The 15,836-nt window shown below is 69.5% G+C and carries 17 protein-coding genes and 1 pseudogene; 10 read left to right on the forward strand and 8 right to left on the reverse strand.

What is annotated here, in order from left to right; translation table 11 throughout:
• Positions 1–195 precede the first annotated feature (195 nt).
• Positions 196–663, reverse strand: a complete 468-nt coding sequence (locus OHB00_RS30575; RefSeq protein ID WP_406439465.1) for a helix-turn-helix domain-containing protein — start codon at positions 661–663, stop codon at positions 196–198.
• A 278-nt stretch (positions 664–941) separates the two neighbouring features.
• On the opposite strand from OHB00_RS30575, the gene OHB00_RS30580 reads away from it, so the two are divergent.
• The 7 genes from OHB00_RS30580 (at position 942) to tuf (ending at position 7,457) form a co-directional block, all read left to right on the forward strand.
• Complete coding sequence (locus tag OHB00_RS30580; protein ID WP_406439467.1) at positions 942–1,250, forward strand: WhiB family transcriptional regulator; 309 nt, start codon at positions 942–944, stop codon at positions 1,248–1,250.
• Positions 1,243–1,929, forward strand: coding sequence for a hypothetical protein (locus tag OHB00_RS30585; protein ID WP_406439469.1), 687 nt, complete (start codon positions 1,243–1,245; stop codon positions 1,927–1,929). Before OHB00_RS30580 ends, OHB00_RS30585 begins: the two co-directional genes overlap by 8 nt.
• The gene (locus OHB00_RS30590; protein ID WP_406439471.1) at positions 1,926–2,120 is read left to right on the forward strand and encodes a hypothetical protein; all 195 of its coding nucleotides are present in this window, start codon (positions 1,926–1,928) and stop codon (positions 2,118–2,120) included. The genes OHB00_RS30585 and OHB00_RS30590 overlap by 4 nt, the downstream gene beginning before the upstream one ends.
• 962 nt (positions 2,121–3,082) lie before the next feature.
• Positions 3,083–3,454, forward strand: a complete 372-nt coding sequence (gene rpsL, locus OHB00_RS30595; protein ID WP_003948652.1) for a 30S ribosomal protein S12 — start codon at positions 3,083–3,085, stop codon at positions 3,452–3,454.
• A 2-nt stretch (positions 3,455–3,456) separates the two neighbouring features.
• Positions 3,457–3,927, forward strand: coding sequence for a 30S ribosomal protein S7 (gene rpsG / locus OHB00_RS30600; RefSeq protein ID WP_003992340.1), 471 nt, complete (start codon positions 3,457–3,459; stop codon positions 3,925–3,927).
• A 39-nt stretch (positions 3,928–3,966) separates the two neighbouring features.
• Positions 3,967–6,093 carry an elongation factor G gene (gene fusA / locus OHB00_RS30605; protein ID WP_406439473.1) on the forward strand — a complete coding sequence of 709 codons (2,127 nt, stop codon included), beginning with the start codon at positions 3,967–3,969 and terminating at the stop codon, positions 6,091–6,093.
• Between the two features lie 170 nt (positions 6,094–6,263).
• Positions 6,264–7,457 carry an elongation factor Tu gene (gene tuf / locus OHB00_RS30610; protein WP_390968687.1) on the forward strand — a complete coding sequence of 398 codons (1,194 nt, stop codon included), beginning with the start codon at positions 6,264–6,266 and terminating at the stop codon, positions 7,455–7,457.
• Between the two features lie 87 nt (positions 7,458–7,544).
• Here tuf and OHB00_RS30615 read toward each other — a convergent pair whose 3' ends face one another.
• Positions 7,545–8,564 (reverse strand): hypothetical protein, encoded by a 1,020-nt coding sequence (locus OHB00_RS30615; RefSeq protein WP_406439475.1) that lies wholly within the window; start codon positions 8,562–8,564, stop codon positions 7,545–7,547.
• Between the two features lie 132 nt (positions 8,565–8,696).
• On the opposite strand from OHB00_RS30615, the gene OHB00_RS30620 reads away from it, so the two are divergent.
• Complete coding sequence (locus tag OHB00_RS30620; RefSeq protein ID WP_406439476.1) at positions 8,697–11,684, forward strand: glycosyl hydrolase 115 family protein; 2,988 nt, start codon at positions 8,697–8,699, stop codon at positions 11,682–11,684.
• Positions 11,685–11,736: 52 nt separating this feature from the next.
• Here OHB00_RS30620 and OHB00_RS30625 read toward each other — a convergent pair whose 3' ends face one another.
• The 4 genes from OHB00_RS30625 to OHB00_RS30640 form a co-directional block, all read right to left on the reverse strand.
• Entirely contained in the window at positions 11,737–12,582 is an 846-nt protein-coding gene (locus OHB00_RS30625; RefSeq protein WP_406439478.1) for an FkbM family methyltransferase, read from the reverse strand.
• A gap of 146 nt (positions 12,583–12,728) precedes the next feature.
• Positions 12,729–13,130: a hypothetical protein gene (locus OHB00_RS30630; protein WP_406439480.1), complete on the reverse strand. Its 402-nt coding sequence runs from the start codon at positions 13,128–13,130 to the stop codon at positions 12,729–12,731.
• Positions 13,079–13,417 (reverse strand): hypothetical protein, encoded by a 339-nt coding sequence (locus OHB00_RS30635; protein WP_406439481.1) that lies wholly within the window; start codon positions 13,415–13,417, stop codon positions 13,079–13,081. The genes OHB00_RS30630 and OHB00_RS30635 overlap by 52 nt, the downstream gene beginning before the upstream one ends.
• Positions 13,418–13,550: 133 nt before the next feature.
• Entirely contained in the window at positions 13,551–13,985 is a 435-nt protein-coding gene (locus OHB00_RS30640; protein WP_406439483.1) for an ATP-binding protein, read from the reverse strand.
• A 157-nt stretch (positions 13,986–14,142) separates the two neighbouring features.
• On the opposite strand from OHB00_RS30640, the gene OHB00_RS30645 reads away from it, so the two are divergent.
• Together OHB00_RS30645 and OHB00_RS30650 are read left to right on the forward strand one after the other, a co-directional pair.
• The gene (locus tag OHB00_RS30645; protein ID WP_406439485.1) at positions 14,143–15,018 is read left to right on the forward strand and encodes a helix-turn-helix domain-containing protein; all 876 of its coding nucleotides are present in this window, start codon (positions 14,143–14,145) and stop codon (positions 15,016–15,018) included.
• Positions 15,015–15,242, forward strand: a complete 228-nt coding sequence (locus OHB00_RS30650; RefSeq protein WP_406439487.1) for a DUF397 domain-containing protein — start codon at positions 15,015–15,017, stop codon at positions 15,240–15,242. Before OHB00_RS30645 ends, OHB00_RS30650 begins: the two co-directional genes overlap by 4 nt.
• Positions 15,243–15,305: 63 nt before the next feature.
• Here the strand turns inward: OHB00_RS30650 and OHB00_RS30655 are convergent.
• Positions 15,306–15,446 (reverse strand): annotated as a pseudogene (locus tag OHB00_RS30655) (isochorismatase family protein); the annotation flags it as partial.
• 29 nt (positions 15,447–15,475) lie between these two features.
• Positions 15,476–15,826 (reverse strand): hypothetical protein, encoded by a 351-nt coding sequence (locus tag OHB00_RS30660; protein WP_352359661.1) that lies wholly within the window; start codon positions 15,824–15,826, stop codon positions 15,476–15,478.
• Positions 15,827–15,836: the final 10 nt, after the last annotated feature.

A 15,836-nucleotide genomic window follows, 5' to 3' on the forward strand; every position in this document is an offset into this window, starting at 1 on the left:
CACAGCTCCGCCGCTGCACCAACTGTGACAGATGTGCGTGCGCGCACGCAACTAAATCGGTGAGGTGATCGAAAGGGGGCGGAGGGAGGATCCGGGGTGGTTGATTGCGAGTGTGGTGGGGGGTGTGAGGAACACCCGTCGGCCCACGGGCGTCTCGATGGCGCGTCCGGCGACAAGAGCGGCGAGCGCTGGAGCTCAGTCGGCGGTCGCCGCCGCGGCCGTCAGGGGGCGGGGCTCCTCCTGGTCGTGCGTGTCGTTCGGCAGGAACTGTTCCACCACTCGCACGAACATCTCCCGTCGGTCGGCCGGCACTCCCAGCAGGTCGGCCACCTCCTCCAGCGTGGGGCGGCGGGTGAACTCCGCGCCGGGCGCCGGTGAGGCCAAGTAGTCGTGCGGGTCGGCCAGTTCCTCCGCCGTGAGACGGCCGGAACGGATGAGCATCTCGCGGACCGGGACGCCCAGCACGCGCGCGAGCCTGCGGGTCGTTTCGAGGTCCGGCATGCTCTGCCGCTGCAGCAGACGGGTGACGGCGGCGCGATGGACCCCCGCCTCGTCCGCTATCCGCGACTTGCCGCCGCCGCGTGGGCTGTCGATGTCGTAGCCGCGGCCGCGCATCAGGTCTTCGACCCACGCGGCGAACGCGTCCAGATCCTGGCTGGTCATCTGAGGGCTCGCTTCCTTCGGGGAGCAGCAAGTTTAGCTTGCTTGCGCGCACGGAATTACGTGCTCTTGCGCAAGCACCGGGGAAGTCCCGTGCAGCAGGGGGGATTTCGCGAGGATGCATGCCCGGATCATCCCGTTCTTTCCATGATCTCCCGAAAGGGCCACTGGCATATTTGTTGCGAGCGCGCGCGCAATCTGTAAGTCTGGACGGCGCTCGCCTCACACCAGCCACACAGGGCGACGTCACCAGCCACACCGGAACCACACTGGGAGGCCCCATGTCCGTCACCGGCTCATGCCCACCACCCGCCTGGCAGGCCGCGGCCGCCTGCGCGGGGCTCCCGCCCCGGGTCGTCTTCTCGAAGAAGGTGAAGGAGGCCGCCCCCGCGCTGCGGGCCTGCGCCCGCTGCCCGGTCCGGCGCCACTGCGAGGAGGCCGTCGCCCCCGCCGACAACTGGTTCGACGGCGTCTGCGGCGGCCGCCTCTGGCGCCGCGGCCGCCCGGTCGAGATCCCCGCGCATCTCCTGCCGGCCCTGCGGAACCCGGTCGTCCAGGGCGCCCCGCGCCGCGGAGGCTCCGTTGCCTGACCGTCGTACCGGCCCCGCACATCCGCCTTCCGAAGACCGCCCCGCCGACAGCGCCGCCCTCTGGATCGGCCTGCTTCTCCAGCAGTTCCCCGAGCTGGCCGTCGAGCTCGCCCCCGGCCGCACCACCCCGTCCCCCCGCCCGGCGCCCGCCCCGCCCTCCGCGGACCTCGCCGCCCGGCTCCGCGAGGAGCGCGCCGAGGCCCTGCTTCTCCAGCAGGCCCACGGACTCGTGGCCCCCGGTCACAGCGCCGCGCCCCTGCGGCTGCACATCTCCGACACCATCCGCGACATCACCGACGGGGTCATGGAGCTGGAAGAAGCGATACGGGACCGGCTCGGGCTGCCGCGCGTCCGCCGGGCCTCCGTGCCCGAGCGGCTGCGCCGGATCGTCGGTCTCCTCGACGGCATCGCCGCCGACCCCGTCCTCGCCGCCCACGTCCGGGACGAGACCCGTCGGATGGCCCGGCGCTGCGCCCGCGCCCTGGGCGACACCGAGACCGTCGTCCGCGTCTCCGGGCGCTGCCCCTGGTGCGACTCCGTCTCCCTGCGGGCCTTCCCGGACCGCGCCGCCGTCCTCTGTGTGAACCCCGCCTGCCGCTGCGCGGACCCGGACTGCGGCTGCCACGACGACCCGGCCTACCGGCACACCTGGGACGAGGGGGAGTGGAGCCACCGATGACGAGCCCGGGTTCGCCCACCCTCATCCCCGGGCCGCTCGCCGCCCAGGAGGCCGGGGTCGCCCCGGCGACCATCAGGAAATGGGTCCAGCTGGGCCACCTCAAGGCCGCCGGAAAGGCCGGCCGGGCCGCCCTCTTCCGCCTGGAGGACGTCTTCGCGGCGGAACGCACGGCCGCCCGGCGCCGCACGTAGCGCATCCCGACGCGACCACGGCGCGGGCCCCGGCGGGGAATCCGGCGCGACCACGGCGTGGATCCCGGCGCGACCACGGCGCGACCACGGCGCGACCACAGCGTGGATCCCGACGCGACCACGGCGCGGGCCCCGGCGGGGATCCCGGCACGACCACGGCGCGACCACGGCGCGACCATGGCGTGGATCCCGGCGCGACCACGGCGCGACCACAGCGTGGATCCCGGCGCGACCACGGCGCGACCATGGCGTGGATCCCGGCGCGACCACGGCGCGACCATGGCGTGGATCCCGACGCGACCACGGCGCGGGCCCCGGCGTGGACCACGGCGGGCCCCGGCGGGGAATCCAGCGCCGACCACCGCGCGGAATCCGGCGCGGGATCCGGCGCGGATCCCGGCCCGGGCCCCGGCGGTGGACGACACCCGGCCCCGCGCCCGGCTCGGCTCGGTCCCCGCGCCCGGCTCTCCCCATTACCTTCTTCGTCGCCCCGCAATGGGGCTCCCGGCGTCTGGACCCACGCGGCGGAGCCGCACGTTTACCCAGCCCCGCGGCCCTGAAGGGACACTGCAGGGGACCGGCGAGCGGAAGATCGGATAAGCGTCGCACACCCGCTCAATCGAACCCCGGCACCTCGCGCCGCGCTTCGTTCGCATGTCGTTCGCTTCTGTGGTATATCGGAACCCGCCCTCAAAACCCCAGCTCACACCCCCCGCAAGCGGTCCCGCTCCTTTTGTTTTGACCGGAGTGATTGCGCTGGGTACGCTCAGACCTTGTGCCTGGGGTGTGCCCTGACCCTCGTGCGTGCCTTCAAACCGCACCGGAGTGACGAAGGGGCCACCGTGATCCGTGCCCCCTTCTGCCTTGCGGCAGGGGTCCGCAGGGTCCGACACACCCGACCGCGTGGGTCGGCGACGTTCCAGGTTAGCTTCACCATTCGGCACACAGAAACCGGAGAAGTAGTGCCTACGATCCAGCAGCTGGTCCGCAAGGGCCGGCAGGACAAGGTCGAGAAGAACAAGACGCCCGCACTTGAGGGTTCCCCTCAGCGTCGCGGCGTCTGCACGCGCGTGTTCACGACCACCCCGAAGAAGCCGAACTCGGCCCTGCGTAAGGTCGCGCGTGTGCGTCTGACCAGCGGGATCGAGGTCACCGCTTACATTCCGGGTGAGGGACACAACCTGCAGGAGCACTCCATCGTGCTCGTGCGCGGCGGCCGTGTGAAGGACCTGCCGGGTGTTCGCTACAAGATCATCCGCGGCTCGCTCGACACCCAGGGTGTCAAGAACCGCAAGCAGGCCCGCAGCCGCTACGGCGCCAAGAAGGAGAAGTAAGAATGCCTCGTAAGGGCCCCGCCCCGAAGCGCCCGGTCATCATCGACCCGGTTTACGGCTCCCCTCTGGTGACCTCCCTGATCAACAAGGTGCTGCTGAACGGCAAGCGCTCCACCGCCGAGCGCATCGTCTACGGCGCCATGGAGGGTCTGCGTGAGAAGACGGGCAACGACCCGATCATCACGCTGAAGCGCGCGCTGGAGAACATCAAGCCGACCCTTGAGGTCAAGTCCCGCCGTGTCGGTGGTGCGACGTACCAGGTTCCGATCGAGGTCAAGCCCGGTCGCGCCAACACCCTCGCGCTGCGCTGGCTCGTCGGCTACTCCCGCGCCCGTCGCGAGAAGACCATGACCGAGCGTCTGCTCAACGAGCTTCTCGACGCTTCGAACGGCCTCGGTGCGGCCGTCAAGAAGCGCGAGGACACGCACAAGATGGCCGAGTCCAACAAGGCCTTCGCGCACTACCGCTGGTAGTCGCTACCCACATCGAGACCGAGAGAAGACCGAAGCCTTATGGCTACCACTTCACTTGACCTGGCCAAGGTCCGCAACATCGGGATCATGGCCCACATCGACGCGGGCAAGACGACCACCACCGAGCGGATCCTGTTCTACACCGGTGTGTCGTACAAGATCGGTGAGGTCCACGACGGCGCCGCCACCATGGACTGGATGGAGCAGGAGCAGGAGCGTGGCATCACGATCACCTCTGCTGCCACCACCTGTCACTGGCCGCTGGAGGACGTCGACCACACCATCAACATCATCGACACCCCGGGCCACGTCGACTTCACCGTCGAGGTGGAGCGTTCCCTGCGCGTGCTCGACGGTGCCGTGACGGTGTTCGACGGCGTCGCCGGCGTGGAGCCGCAGTCCGAGACGGTGTGGCGTCAGGCGGACCGCTACGGCGTGCCGCGTATCTGCTTCGTCAACAAGCTCGACCGGACCGGTGCCGAGTTCCACCGCTGCGTCGACATGATCAGCGACCGCCTGGGCGCGCAGCCGATCGTCATGCAGCTCCCGATCGGTGCCGAGGCCGACTTCCAGGGCGTCGTGGACCTCGTCCGCATGAAGGCGCTCGTGTGGTCCGCCGAGGCCACCAAGGGCGAGATGTACGACGTCGTCGACATCCCGGCCACCCACACCGAGGCTGCCGAGGAGTACCGCGGCAAGCTTCTGGAGGCCGTGGCCGAGAACGACGAAGAGATCATGGAGCTGTACCTGGAGGGCGAGGAGCCCTCCGAGGAGCAGCTGTACGCCGCGATCCGTCGTATCACCATCGCGTCCGGCAAGTCCGACGGCACCACGGTCACCCCGGTGTTCTGTGGCACCGCGTTCAAGAACAAGGGTGTTCAGCCCCTGCTCGACGCGGTCGTGCGCTACCTCCCCTCCCCGCTCGACGTCGAGGCCATCGAGGGCCACGCCGTCAACGACCCGGAGGAGGTCGTCAAGCGCAAGCCGTCCGACGACGAGCCGCTGTCCGCGCTGGCGTTCAAGATCATGAGCGACCCGCACCTCGGCAAGCTCACCTTCGTCCGGGTCTACTCGGGCCGCCTGGAGTCCGGCACCGCCGTGCTGAACTCCGTCAAGGGCAAGAAGGAGCGCATCGGCAAGATCTACCGCATGCACGCGAACAAGCGTGAGGAGATCGACTCGGTGGGCGCCGGCGACATCATCGCCGTCATGGGTCTGAAGCAGACCACGACCGGTGAGACGCTGTGCGACGACAAGGCCCCGGTGATCCTGGAGTCCATGGACTTCCCGGCGCCGGTCATCCAGGTCGCCATCGAGCCCAAGTCGAAGGGCGACCAGGAGAAGCTGGGCGTCGCGATCCAGCGCCTGGCCGAGGAGGACCCGTCCTTCCAGGTCCACTCGGACGAGGAGACCGGCCAGACCATCATCGGTGGTATGGGCGAGCTGCACCTTGAGGTGCTGGTCGACCGTATGCGCCGTGAGTTCAAGGTCGAGGCCAACGTCGGCAAGCCGCAGGTGGCGTACCGCGAGACGATCCGCAAGGCCGTCGAGCGCGTCGACTACACGCACAAGAAGCAGACCGGTGGTACGGGTCAGTTCGCCAAGGTCCAGATCGGCATCGAGCCGATCGAGGGCGGCGACGCCTCGTACGAGTTCATCAACAAGGTGACTGGTGGCCGCATCCCGAAGGAGTACATCCCTTCGGTGGACGCGGGTGCGCAGGAGGCCATGCAGTTCGGCATCCTCGCCGGTTACGAGATGACCGGTGTGCGTGTGATCCTGCACGACGGTGGCTACCACGAGGTCGACTCCTCCGAGCTCGCCTTCAAGATCGCCGGTTCGCAGGCCTTCAAGGAGGCCGCGCGCAAGGCGTCCCCCGTGCTCCTTGAGCCGATGATGGCCGTCGAGGTCACCACGCCCGAGGACTACATGGGTGAGGTCATCGGCGACATCAACTCCCGCCGTGGTCAGATCCAGGCCATGGAGGAGCGGGCCGGTGCCCGCGTCGTGAAGGGCCTCGTGCCCCTCTCGGAGATGTTCGGTTACGTCGGCGACCTGCGCAGCAAGACGTCCGGCCGGGCCAGCTACTCCATGCAGTTCGACTCCTACGCCGAGGTTCCGCGGAACGTCGCCGAGGAGATCATCGCGAAGGCCAAGGGCGAGTAGCGCACCGCGTTCAACGCACCGCGCGTACACGCTTTAGGCTTGACCCTGGAGCCTCACGGGTCGTTCCTCCGCATTCGTGGCGGGATGACCCGGGGCCCGGGACCCAACAGCAAAGATCACCTGGCGCCGATCGAATCAAGGCGTACAGAACCACTCCCAGGAGGACCCCAGTGGCGAAGGCGAAGTTCGAGCGGACTAAGCCGCACGTCAACATCGGCACCATCGGTCACATCGACCACGGTAAGACGACCCTCACGGCCGCCATTACCAAGGTGCTGCACGACGCGTACCCGGACCTGAACGAGGCGACCGCGTTCGACAACATCGACAAGGCGCCCGAGGAGCGTCAGCGCGGTATCACCATCTCCATCGCGCACGTCGAGTACCAGACGGAGACCCGTCACTACGCGCACGTCGACTGCCCGGGTCACGCGGACTACATCAAGAACATGATCACCGGTGCCGCGCAGATGGACGGCGCGATCCTCGTGGTCGCCGCCACCGACGGCCCGATGCCGCAGACCAAGGAGCACGTGCTCCTGGCCCGCCAGGTCGGCGTTCCGTACATCGTCGTCGCCCTGAACAAGGCCGACATGGTGGACGACGAGGAGATCATGGAGCTCGTCGAGCTCGAGGTCCGTGAGCTCCTCTCCGAGTACGAGTTCCCGGGCGACGACCTGCCGGTCGTCAAGGTCTCCGCGCTGAAGGCGCTGGAGGGCGACCCCGAGTGGACCCAGTCCGTCCTGGACCTGATGTCCGCTGTCGACGAGGCCATCCCGCAGCCCGAGCGTGACGTCGACAAGCCGTTCCTGATGCCGATCGAGGACGTCTTCACGATCACCGGTCGTGGCACCGTCGTCACCGGCCGTATCGAGCGTGGCGTCCTCAAGGTCAACGAGACCGTCGACATCATCGGCATCAAGACCGAGAAGACCACCACCACGGTCACCGGTATCGAGATGTTCCGCAAGCTGCTCGACGAGGGCCAGGCCGGTGAGAACGTCGGTCTGCTGCTCCGCGGCATCAAGCGCGAGGACGTCGAGCGCGGCCAGGTCATCATCAAGCCGGGCTCGGTCACCCCGCACACCGAGTTCGAGGCGCAGGCCTACATCCTCTCCAAGGACGAGGGTGGCCGCCACACGCCGTTCTTCAACAACTACCGTCCGCAGTTCTACTTCCGTACCACGGACGTGACCGGCGTCGTGACCCTCCCCGAGGGCACCGAGATGGTCATGCCGGGCGACAACACTGAGATGAAGGTCGAGCTCATCCAGCCCATCGCCATGGAAGAGGGCCTGAAGTTCGCCATCCGCGAGGGTGGCCGCACGGTCGGCGCCGGCCAGGTCACCAAGATCAACAAGTGATCTCGGCCCGCAAGGGCTGACCTGACAGGTCTGAGGAGGCCCGTACGACTTCGGTCGTACGGGCCTCTTCGCTGCTTCGGCAGGGACTCACTGCATGTTCTGCACGGGTGGATGGTCGTACGACGCCTCGCACACGTACACCTGGAGGCTGTAGCTGCGCCCGATGGTGATCTGCGTTTCCAGCGCCGGTCCGAGGAAGTGGTAGCCGGTGTATCCCGCGTCCTCCACCGGCGCCCAGCTGCCGCTGCCGCCGTCCCACTCGGCGCCGTCGATCGTGAGCAGGGGCCGCACCCCGGCGCCGCACTCGGCGCAGGCCATGGGGAACGGGTCGGAGAAACTCCAGGGCGCGTGTCCCCCGAGCTTCCACCCCGGGGCGACGGCCAGGTCGTACTGATAGCAGACCTCCGGCTCCTCGTCCTCGCCCTCGATGCCCTCCTCCCACCCGTGGATCCGGTCCGCCAGCTCCTCGGGCAGCTCGTGCGGGGCCGGGTACTCGATGACGGTCTCGGGGTGCAGCACACAAGGCTCGGGCAGATAGTCGTCGCTGCCGATGACGGCGGGCCGTGGGGGAGCGGCGAGCGGGGTCACGACATCGGCGGCCCGGCGCCAGCGCAGCTCGACCCTCGGCGAGTAGTCGTCCTCGGGATGGTCGAAGGCGCACCACAGCACCTGGAGCAGATCCGTGCCCTCGGGCCGGGGCAGCGCCGGCACATCAGCGGCACGTATCTGCGCGACCGGCACCAGCGGCACCGGCCCGTCCAGGGCTGCCCGGTACGGCGTGGTCCCCCGGTCGACCAGCGCGCGCTCCTCCTCGGTCAACAGGTCGGCGCCCTCGGCGCGCGGCCGGGCCCAGGCCTCGCGCAGGACACGCCGGCCGACGTGGACATCGTCCGGCGCCACACCGTGCTGCCAGGGACCGGCATGCTCCGGGCAGGTCGGCCACGGCTCCGCGGCCGGCCACAGCAGGGGGCCGCCGACGGAACTGCCGGCCGCGGTGGGCGCACCGGCGCGGGGATGCAGGCGTACGGCGGTGCGGGCGAGCGGGGCCAGTTCGGGGAAGACCGCGGTGATGTCCAGGGGGCGGGGCGGCGTCGTACGGGTCGTCATGGCCGGAGGCTACCGGCCCGGTCTGACAGCACCGCTTCGAAAGTATTCGGCGCGTACGACCCGTTCCCCCCAGGGGCCCCTCGCCCCACTATTTGTCATGCCGCTGACCAAATTCGGGTGGAGGGGTGAGGCATGTCCGTGCGTCGTAGGACCGTCCTGGGGGCGGGGCTGGCCGCCGTGCCCGTACTGTCGTCGGGCGTCGCGTGGGCCGGGGGCGACGGCGCGCCGCGGGCGACCGACCCCGGCGCGTACATCTCCTTCACCGGCGGGGCGTTCTCGCTGGTCGGCGCCCCGGTCGTGGTGAGCGCCGACGACCACCCCGGAGTCGTCCGGGTGGCGGGCGACCTCCGTGACGACATCGAGCGGGTGACGGGCGTACGGCCGGCCGCGACGATCGCCCGCCGAGCGGTCCTCGTCGGCACGATCGGCCGCAGCCCGCTGATCGACGCCCTGGTGGCGTCCGGCAAGCTGGACGTGACGGGGATCCGGGGCCGTTGGGAGACCTCGCTCCAGACGGTCGTCGACCACCCCATGCCCGGTGTGGAGAAGGCGTTCGTCATCGCGGGCAGCGACCCGCGCGGCACGATCTTCGGGGCCTACGACGTCTCGTACGGCATCGGCGTCTCGCCCTGGCACTGGTGGGACGACGTGGAGCCGGTCCACCGCGACGAGGTGTGGGTGCTGCCGGGCCGCCACACCCAGGGCACCCCCGCGGTGAAGTACCGCGGCTTCTTCCTCAACGACGAGAACCCGGCGCTCGGCACCTGGGCCCCGGCGTACTTCGGACCCGGCAAGGCCCCCGGCTACCCCGGCGGCTTCAACGCGGACTTCTACGCCCGGGTCTTCGAGGTGCTGCTGCGCCTGAAGGGCAACTACCTCTGGCCGGCGGTGTGGGGACGGGCGTTCGCGGAGGACGACCCGGAGAACCACCGCAGGGCGTCCGCCTACGGCGTTGTCATGGGCACGTCTCACGAGGCGCCGATGATGCGCGGAATCGAGGAGTGGAACCGCCACGCGGCCGGCGGCACCGACCCCTACGGAGGCACGGGCGAGTGGTCCTACCTCCGCAACGCCGAGGCGATCCGGGCCTATTGGCGGGCCGGTATCCAGCGCATGGTCGACGAGGGCTTCGAGGGCGTGGTCACCCTCGGCATGCGCGGCAACGGCGACACCGGCCTCCCCGACGGCGACGGCATCGAACTGATGCAGGAGATCATCGCGGCCCAACGGAAGATCATCGAGGAGGTGACCGGTAAGCCGGCCGCCGAGACCCCCCAGGTGTGGACCCTCTACAAGGAGGTCCAGCGCTACTGGGACCGCGGGCTGCGCGCCCCCGACGACGTCACGGTGGTCCTGACGGACGACAACTGGGGCAACATCCGCAAGCACCCGTCCCCGCAGGAGCCGCGCGGCGGCGGATACGGCCTCTACTACCACTTCGACTACGTGGGGGCCGGCCGCAACTACAAGTGGGTCGACACCGCGAACCTCCGCAACGTCTGGGACCAGCTCCACCAGGCGCACGCCTACGGCAACCACGGCCTGTGGGTGGCCAACGTGGGCGACCTGAAGGGCAACGAACTCCCGACGGAGTTCTTCCTCGACTACGCCTGGAACCCGGACCGCTGGAGCTTCGACCGGCTGGGGGAGTGGGAGCGCAGGTACGCCCGCCAGAACTTCGGCGTGGCGGTGGCCCGCGAGATTGCCGAACTGCTCGCCCGGTACGGCCAGTTGCAGGCGCGCCGCAAGCCGGAGCTGCTCAACCGCCGCATCACCCTCTCCGACACCGGCCAGGTGGTCTACGACGATCAGCAGACACCCTTCTCCTTCGGCCACCGTGAGCTGGAGCGGGTGACACAGGAGTGGCGGGAACTGGGCAGAAAGGCCGCACGGATCGCCCGCCGGCTGCCGGCGGCGGCCCAGGACGCGTGGTTCGAACTGGTCGGCTACGAGGTGACGGCGACCGCCAACCTGTACGCGCTGCGCGAGGCCGAGTTCACGAACCTGCTCTACGCCCGCCAGGGCAGGGCCGCGACGAACGCCCTGGCGGCGCAGGCGGAACAGGGCCTGGCGGCCGATCTCGCCCTTGCCGAGCGCTTCAGCACCCAGGTGGCGGGCGGCAAATGGCAGGGCTTCCAGACCCAGCCGCACATCGACTACGGGGACGTGGACCGGTACGGCCCCAACGCGCCCTGGCAGCAACCGGAGAAGGACAACGTGGCCCTCCCGGACGTGCTCTTCCCGGCGGTACGGCGGATCGAGGTACCGGAGGCGGCCGGGCTGGGAGTGTCGGTGGACCCCGACGAGGGATCCACGACCCTGCCGCCGTTCAGCCCGTACCAGACCCGGCCGCAGCAGTACGTCGAGATCTTCAACCGGGGCCGTACGCCCTTCGACTACCGGGTGTCGGTGTCGGCGCCCTGGCTGACGGTGGACCGCCCCCGTGGCCGGGTGGCGGACCAGGTGCGGGTGGTGGTGCGGGTGGACTGGTCCCGGGCCCCGGCCGGCCGCGCGGAGGGGACGCTGACGGTGAGCGGGGCGGGGGAGTCGGTGACGGTGGGATGCGTCGCCGAGCGGCCGTCTCCTCGTGGGCTGCGGGGGTTCGTGGAGGCGGGCGGCTATGTGGCGATCGACGCGGAGCACTACGACCGCGCGGTCGGCGAATGGCGCCGGCTGGACGGGATCGGCCGCACCGGGGCGGGGATGACGGCGTGGCCGGTGACGGGAGGCTGGGGCGACTCCCCGGACTCCTGGCCCCGGCTGGAGTACCAGGTAAGCCTGGTGTCGGACGGCGAGGTGACGGCGTGGGCGTACCTGTCCCCCCGCAACCCGGCGCTGCCGACGGGCACCGGTCTGCGCTACGCCCTGTCCTTCGACGACGAGGAGCCCCGGCCCGTCGACATCACCGCCGGCGCGGACGACGGCCTCCTGAACGCGGTCTGGGCCCGCAACACCTCCGACAACGTGAACCGGACGGCGACGCGCCACACACTGCGATCCGGGACCCACCGCCTGACGTTCTGGTCGGTGGACCCCACGGTGGTGGTGCAGCGACTGGTACTCGACACCGGCGGGCTGACGCCGACGTATCTGGGGCCGCTGGAGAGCCGGCGGCTCTAGGCGAGGGGCACCGGGCGGGCGGTCGGTGCCGTGCAGCTCAGTCCGGCGGAGCTCAGGCCTGGGGCGCGAAGAGCAGGTTGCGGGTGTGCGGCGGGCGGGGTTCGTTCCAGGGCACCAGGGTGCCGTCGTGCTCGGCGATCCAGTGGACGTCGTAGCCGAGCGGTTCGAACTCGGCGATGAGGTCGTCGAGGGAGGCGTCGACCAGGGCCTCCATCACCAGGGTCGGCCGGTCGCGCTTCAGCACCTGCCGGGCGCCGCGGAGCACCGACATCTCGTGCCCTTCCACGTCGATCTTGACGAGGTCCAGCCTGGTCTCGGCGAACACCTCGTCGAGGGTGAGCAGTTGGATGCGCTTCTGCTGGGCGTCGGGGGCGGCGCCGCCCTCCAGGGTCGAGCCGGTGGAGAGCAGGTTCCCGGAGAAACGGACGCTGATGTCGGCCCAGCCGGGCTCGCTGGAGACGCCCGCCTGGTACAGCTTGACGTTCTGGACGCCGTTCGACCGCACATTCACGGACAGCCGGGCGTGGATCTGGTCGACCGGCTCGAAGGAATGCACCTTCGCCTTCGGATTGGTATGCGCGGCGATCATCGAGAAGTAGCCGACGTGGGCGCCGACATCCGCGATCGTCGTGCTCCGCGCGGCCAGCCGGGACCAGGTGGCGAGCGTACCGGGCTCGTAGCCGAACGTGCCGTTCCACAGCGTGTCCATGGCCACCGCATCGTCGTTCACGCAGAACATCACGAACGGCGGACAGTACGGCGACTCGATCTCCACGTAGCCCCGGTACGGGAACTTCTTGCGGTGCACGCGGATGATGTCCCCGGTGACGACCGGCCTGACCGACGGTGCGTGGGCCAGCATGCGGGCGTTGGCGGCTTCGACCTCGGAAATACGCATTGGGCGATGGTAAAGCCGAGGTCAGAAAATGTCACAGGGTTTGGAAATGATCGGAAAGGGCAGCGCACAGGTTATTGCGGGCGGCATTTCCTGAGGTTGTTCATTTCGAATAACCTGGAATTAACCCGTCCTTTCGCTCGGGCTGCCTACCCCTCTGTGCCTGCGAAGAGTTCGGCCGTGGTGGTGGCCGTGGCGGCGCGGGTCAGCCACGTGGTGAGGGTGTCGTGGTCGTCGCAGGTGGTGACGCGGTCGCGGGCTTCCTCGCTGACCTCGATGCCGCGGCCGCTGAGGACGACGAGCAGGGCTTCGGAGAGGCCCTCGGCGCGCAGGGCCTGGGCCGTCTGGGACTGGAAGATGGAGAGGTCGACTGCCATGAGGTGCCTCCAGAGGTCCGCGGCCGGCGTCTTGCCCAGGCCTTGTTCGGTGAGCTCGATGGAGATGCTCGCGGTGTCTTCGTCGTCGGCCTGCAGGCCCTTCAGGGCGGCTGCCAGTGCTTTCAGTATGGCATCGGACTCCGGGGCACGGCTGTGCAGCGCGGAGGACAGCACCGCGAGGGAGATGTCTTGGCGGCCGCTTCCGGCGTGTCGATGACGGGCACGGTGTCCGGGCCCAGGACGAGCGGGCGCAGGGTAAGGGTGGGCCACTGCGGGGGACCGAGGCTGACCTGCCGTGCCGCCCAGGCGGCCGTGTGCCTGTCCTGGCAGACGACCAGCAGTACCGCCGGCATCTTGTACCTGGCGTAGAGATACGCCAGGTAGTAGGCCCAGCTCGCGGGCTTGTCGGCGTCCTGCCCTCCCTGGGCCTCCACGGCGAGCAGGAAGCTGCCGTCCTTCACCGTGTCGAGACGGAGGAGGGTGTCGACGCGGCGTTCCAGGGGGCGGGTCTCCGTCAGGTCCGTGGGAAACGGCGACGCTGAGACCGGATCGCTGAAGGAGACGCCGAGCGCCTTAACTACTTGGCGGCGGGCGTCACCGTCTCGCGGCGGACCGCGTGACGGTCAGTTCGGCCCAGACGGTCTTGCGGGGGCGGGGCCCGAGGGAGACGCCCCAGCGGTCGGCGAGGGCCTCGACGATCACCAGTCCGCGACCGTTCTCGTCCTCCCCGGAGGGGAGTTGCAGGCGAGGGTGGCGCTCCTCGCAGGTGTCCGTCACCTCGATGCGGACCGTGTTCCCGACGACGTACATCAACAGCCGGAAACCACGGCCCGCCGTCCGCCCGTGCGTCGCCGCGTTGGCCGCGAGTTCCGCGACGACGTGCGCCGCGTCCTCCGACGGCAGCCCCCACGACCGCAGTTGCTCGGTCGCCAGCAGCCGCGCCAGCCGGGCTCCTCTGCGTGTGGGCGACAGCAGCACGCCGAAGTTGCGGATCGGGCAGTCGAGGGGGGTGGAGATTTCCTGGTTCACGTCACTCAGCGTGGCCGCCTGTGCCTACCGTGAACAGTGACGGAGCCGTTGCGTACGGTCACTGTCCGCTGCTTGTCCGGCGCTGTCCGGGCTGTCGGACGCGGTCGTACGGGTAGGGCGTCGTCGAGGCACGGTCGTACGACGGAGGGGTGGCGGGATGAGCGTGGACGGTGCGGTGGGGCGGCTCAGGAGCGAGGCGGACGAGCCGGGTTGGGAGGTGGATCCCGATGACGAGTGGGGCGTCGCGGTCATCGCGACCGTCGGGCGGCAGCTGAAGCTGCGGCGGGAGGCGGTGGGGATGCGGGCCGCCGAGTTCGGGGTGGAGGTCGGATACGGGGAGGACATGGTCTACAAGATCGAAGGCGGGAAGCGGATTCCCCGGCCGGAGTACCTGGACAGGGCGGACGAGGTGCTGGGGGCGGGTGGGCTGCTCTCGGCGATGAAGGAGGACGTGCGGCGGGTTCGGTACCCCAAGAAGGTGCGTGACCTGGCGCAGCTGGAGGCGAGGGCGGTCGAGCTCCAGCTCTACGACCCGCTCCACATCCACGGGTTGTTGCAGACACCCGAATACGCGCGCGGGCTGCTCCTGATGCGTCGCCCGGCCTACACCGGGGACGAGGTGGAGCGGTTCATCGCCGCGCGCGTGGCCCGTAAGACCGTCTTCGAGCGGGACCCGGCGCCCGAACTCAGCTTCGTTCTGGAGGAGTGGACGCTTCGCCGTCCGCTCGGTGGGCGGGCGGTGCTCCGTCAACAGCTGGAACACCTGCTGGAGGCCGGACAGTTGCGGAACGTCGAGCTTCAGGTGATGCCGATGGATCGTGAGGAGCACGCCGGAGTCGACGGCGGAATCGAGGTGCTGAAGTCCGAGGACGGCTCGGCGGTGGGGCGTTCGCCTGCAGTGGCCAACGGCCGACCGGTGTCCGATGCGAAGCAGCTCCGTATCCTTGAACTGCGGTACGGCATCATCCGGGCGCAGGCGCTCACGCCACGTGAGTCGACGGCCTTCATCGAACAACTGCTGGGGGAGAAATGATCCGCAGGACCTCGGCCGAGGACGCCTCCGGTCTGACGTGGTTCAAGAGCAGCTACAGCAGTGGCAGTGAAGGCGACTCCTGCGTCGAAGTCGCCATCAGTCCCTCCACCGTCCACGTCCGCGACTCCAAGAACACCGCGACCCCCTCCCGCGGCCCCCACCTCGCCTTCCCGCCCGCCACCTGGACGGCCTTCCTCTCCCACGCGGCCGCCGTCGGCGAGTGAGGTACGCCCGCGAGATGTCGGATGGACTTCGAGCCACTCGGCGGGCCCGTCGGTGAACCGCCGGCGCAGGCAGACGACCGGCACCCCGGCCGCGCGGGCCCGCTCCGCGAGGCCGGCGACCCTGCCCAGACAGGCCTCGCCGTCGTGGGCGTCCTGCAACATGGCGCGCTGCATGTCGATGATGAGCAGTGCGGGGTCCGGCATGCCGTGAGCCTGTCGGCGGCGACGGCGGACTACTCCGCCTTGTTCCCGCCACCACCCTGTGGCTGCTGCTGTCCCTCCGGCCGTACCGCGTCCTTCGCCTTCTTCGCGAGGTCGTCGTCCAGCTTCTTGAACTCGCGGACCACGGTGTCGGACATGTCGGCCAGCGAGTCGATCTGCTTGGTGATGTCCTCGCGGCCGTCGTGCCAGTTGGACTCGAAGTCGTCGAGGGCGTCGTAGACCGTGCCGCTGCCGACGTCGTCCTTGTAGGACTCGAACATCTTCTTGGTGTGGTTGAGGCGCTCCTTGATGGAGCGCAGCTTGCGGCCGTAGTCCTCCAGCTCGCTCAGCGGTATGGCGAGATCGCTCTTGCCGTTGCCCACGTGACCGTCC

This window comes from Streptomyces sp. NBC_00631 (assembly GCF_045206895.1).
Taxonomy (GTDB): domain Bacteria; phylum Actinomycetota; class Actinomycetes; order Streptomycetales; family Streptomycetaceae; genus Streptomyces.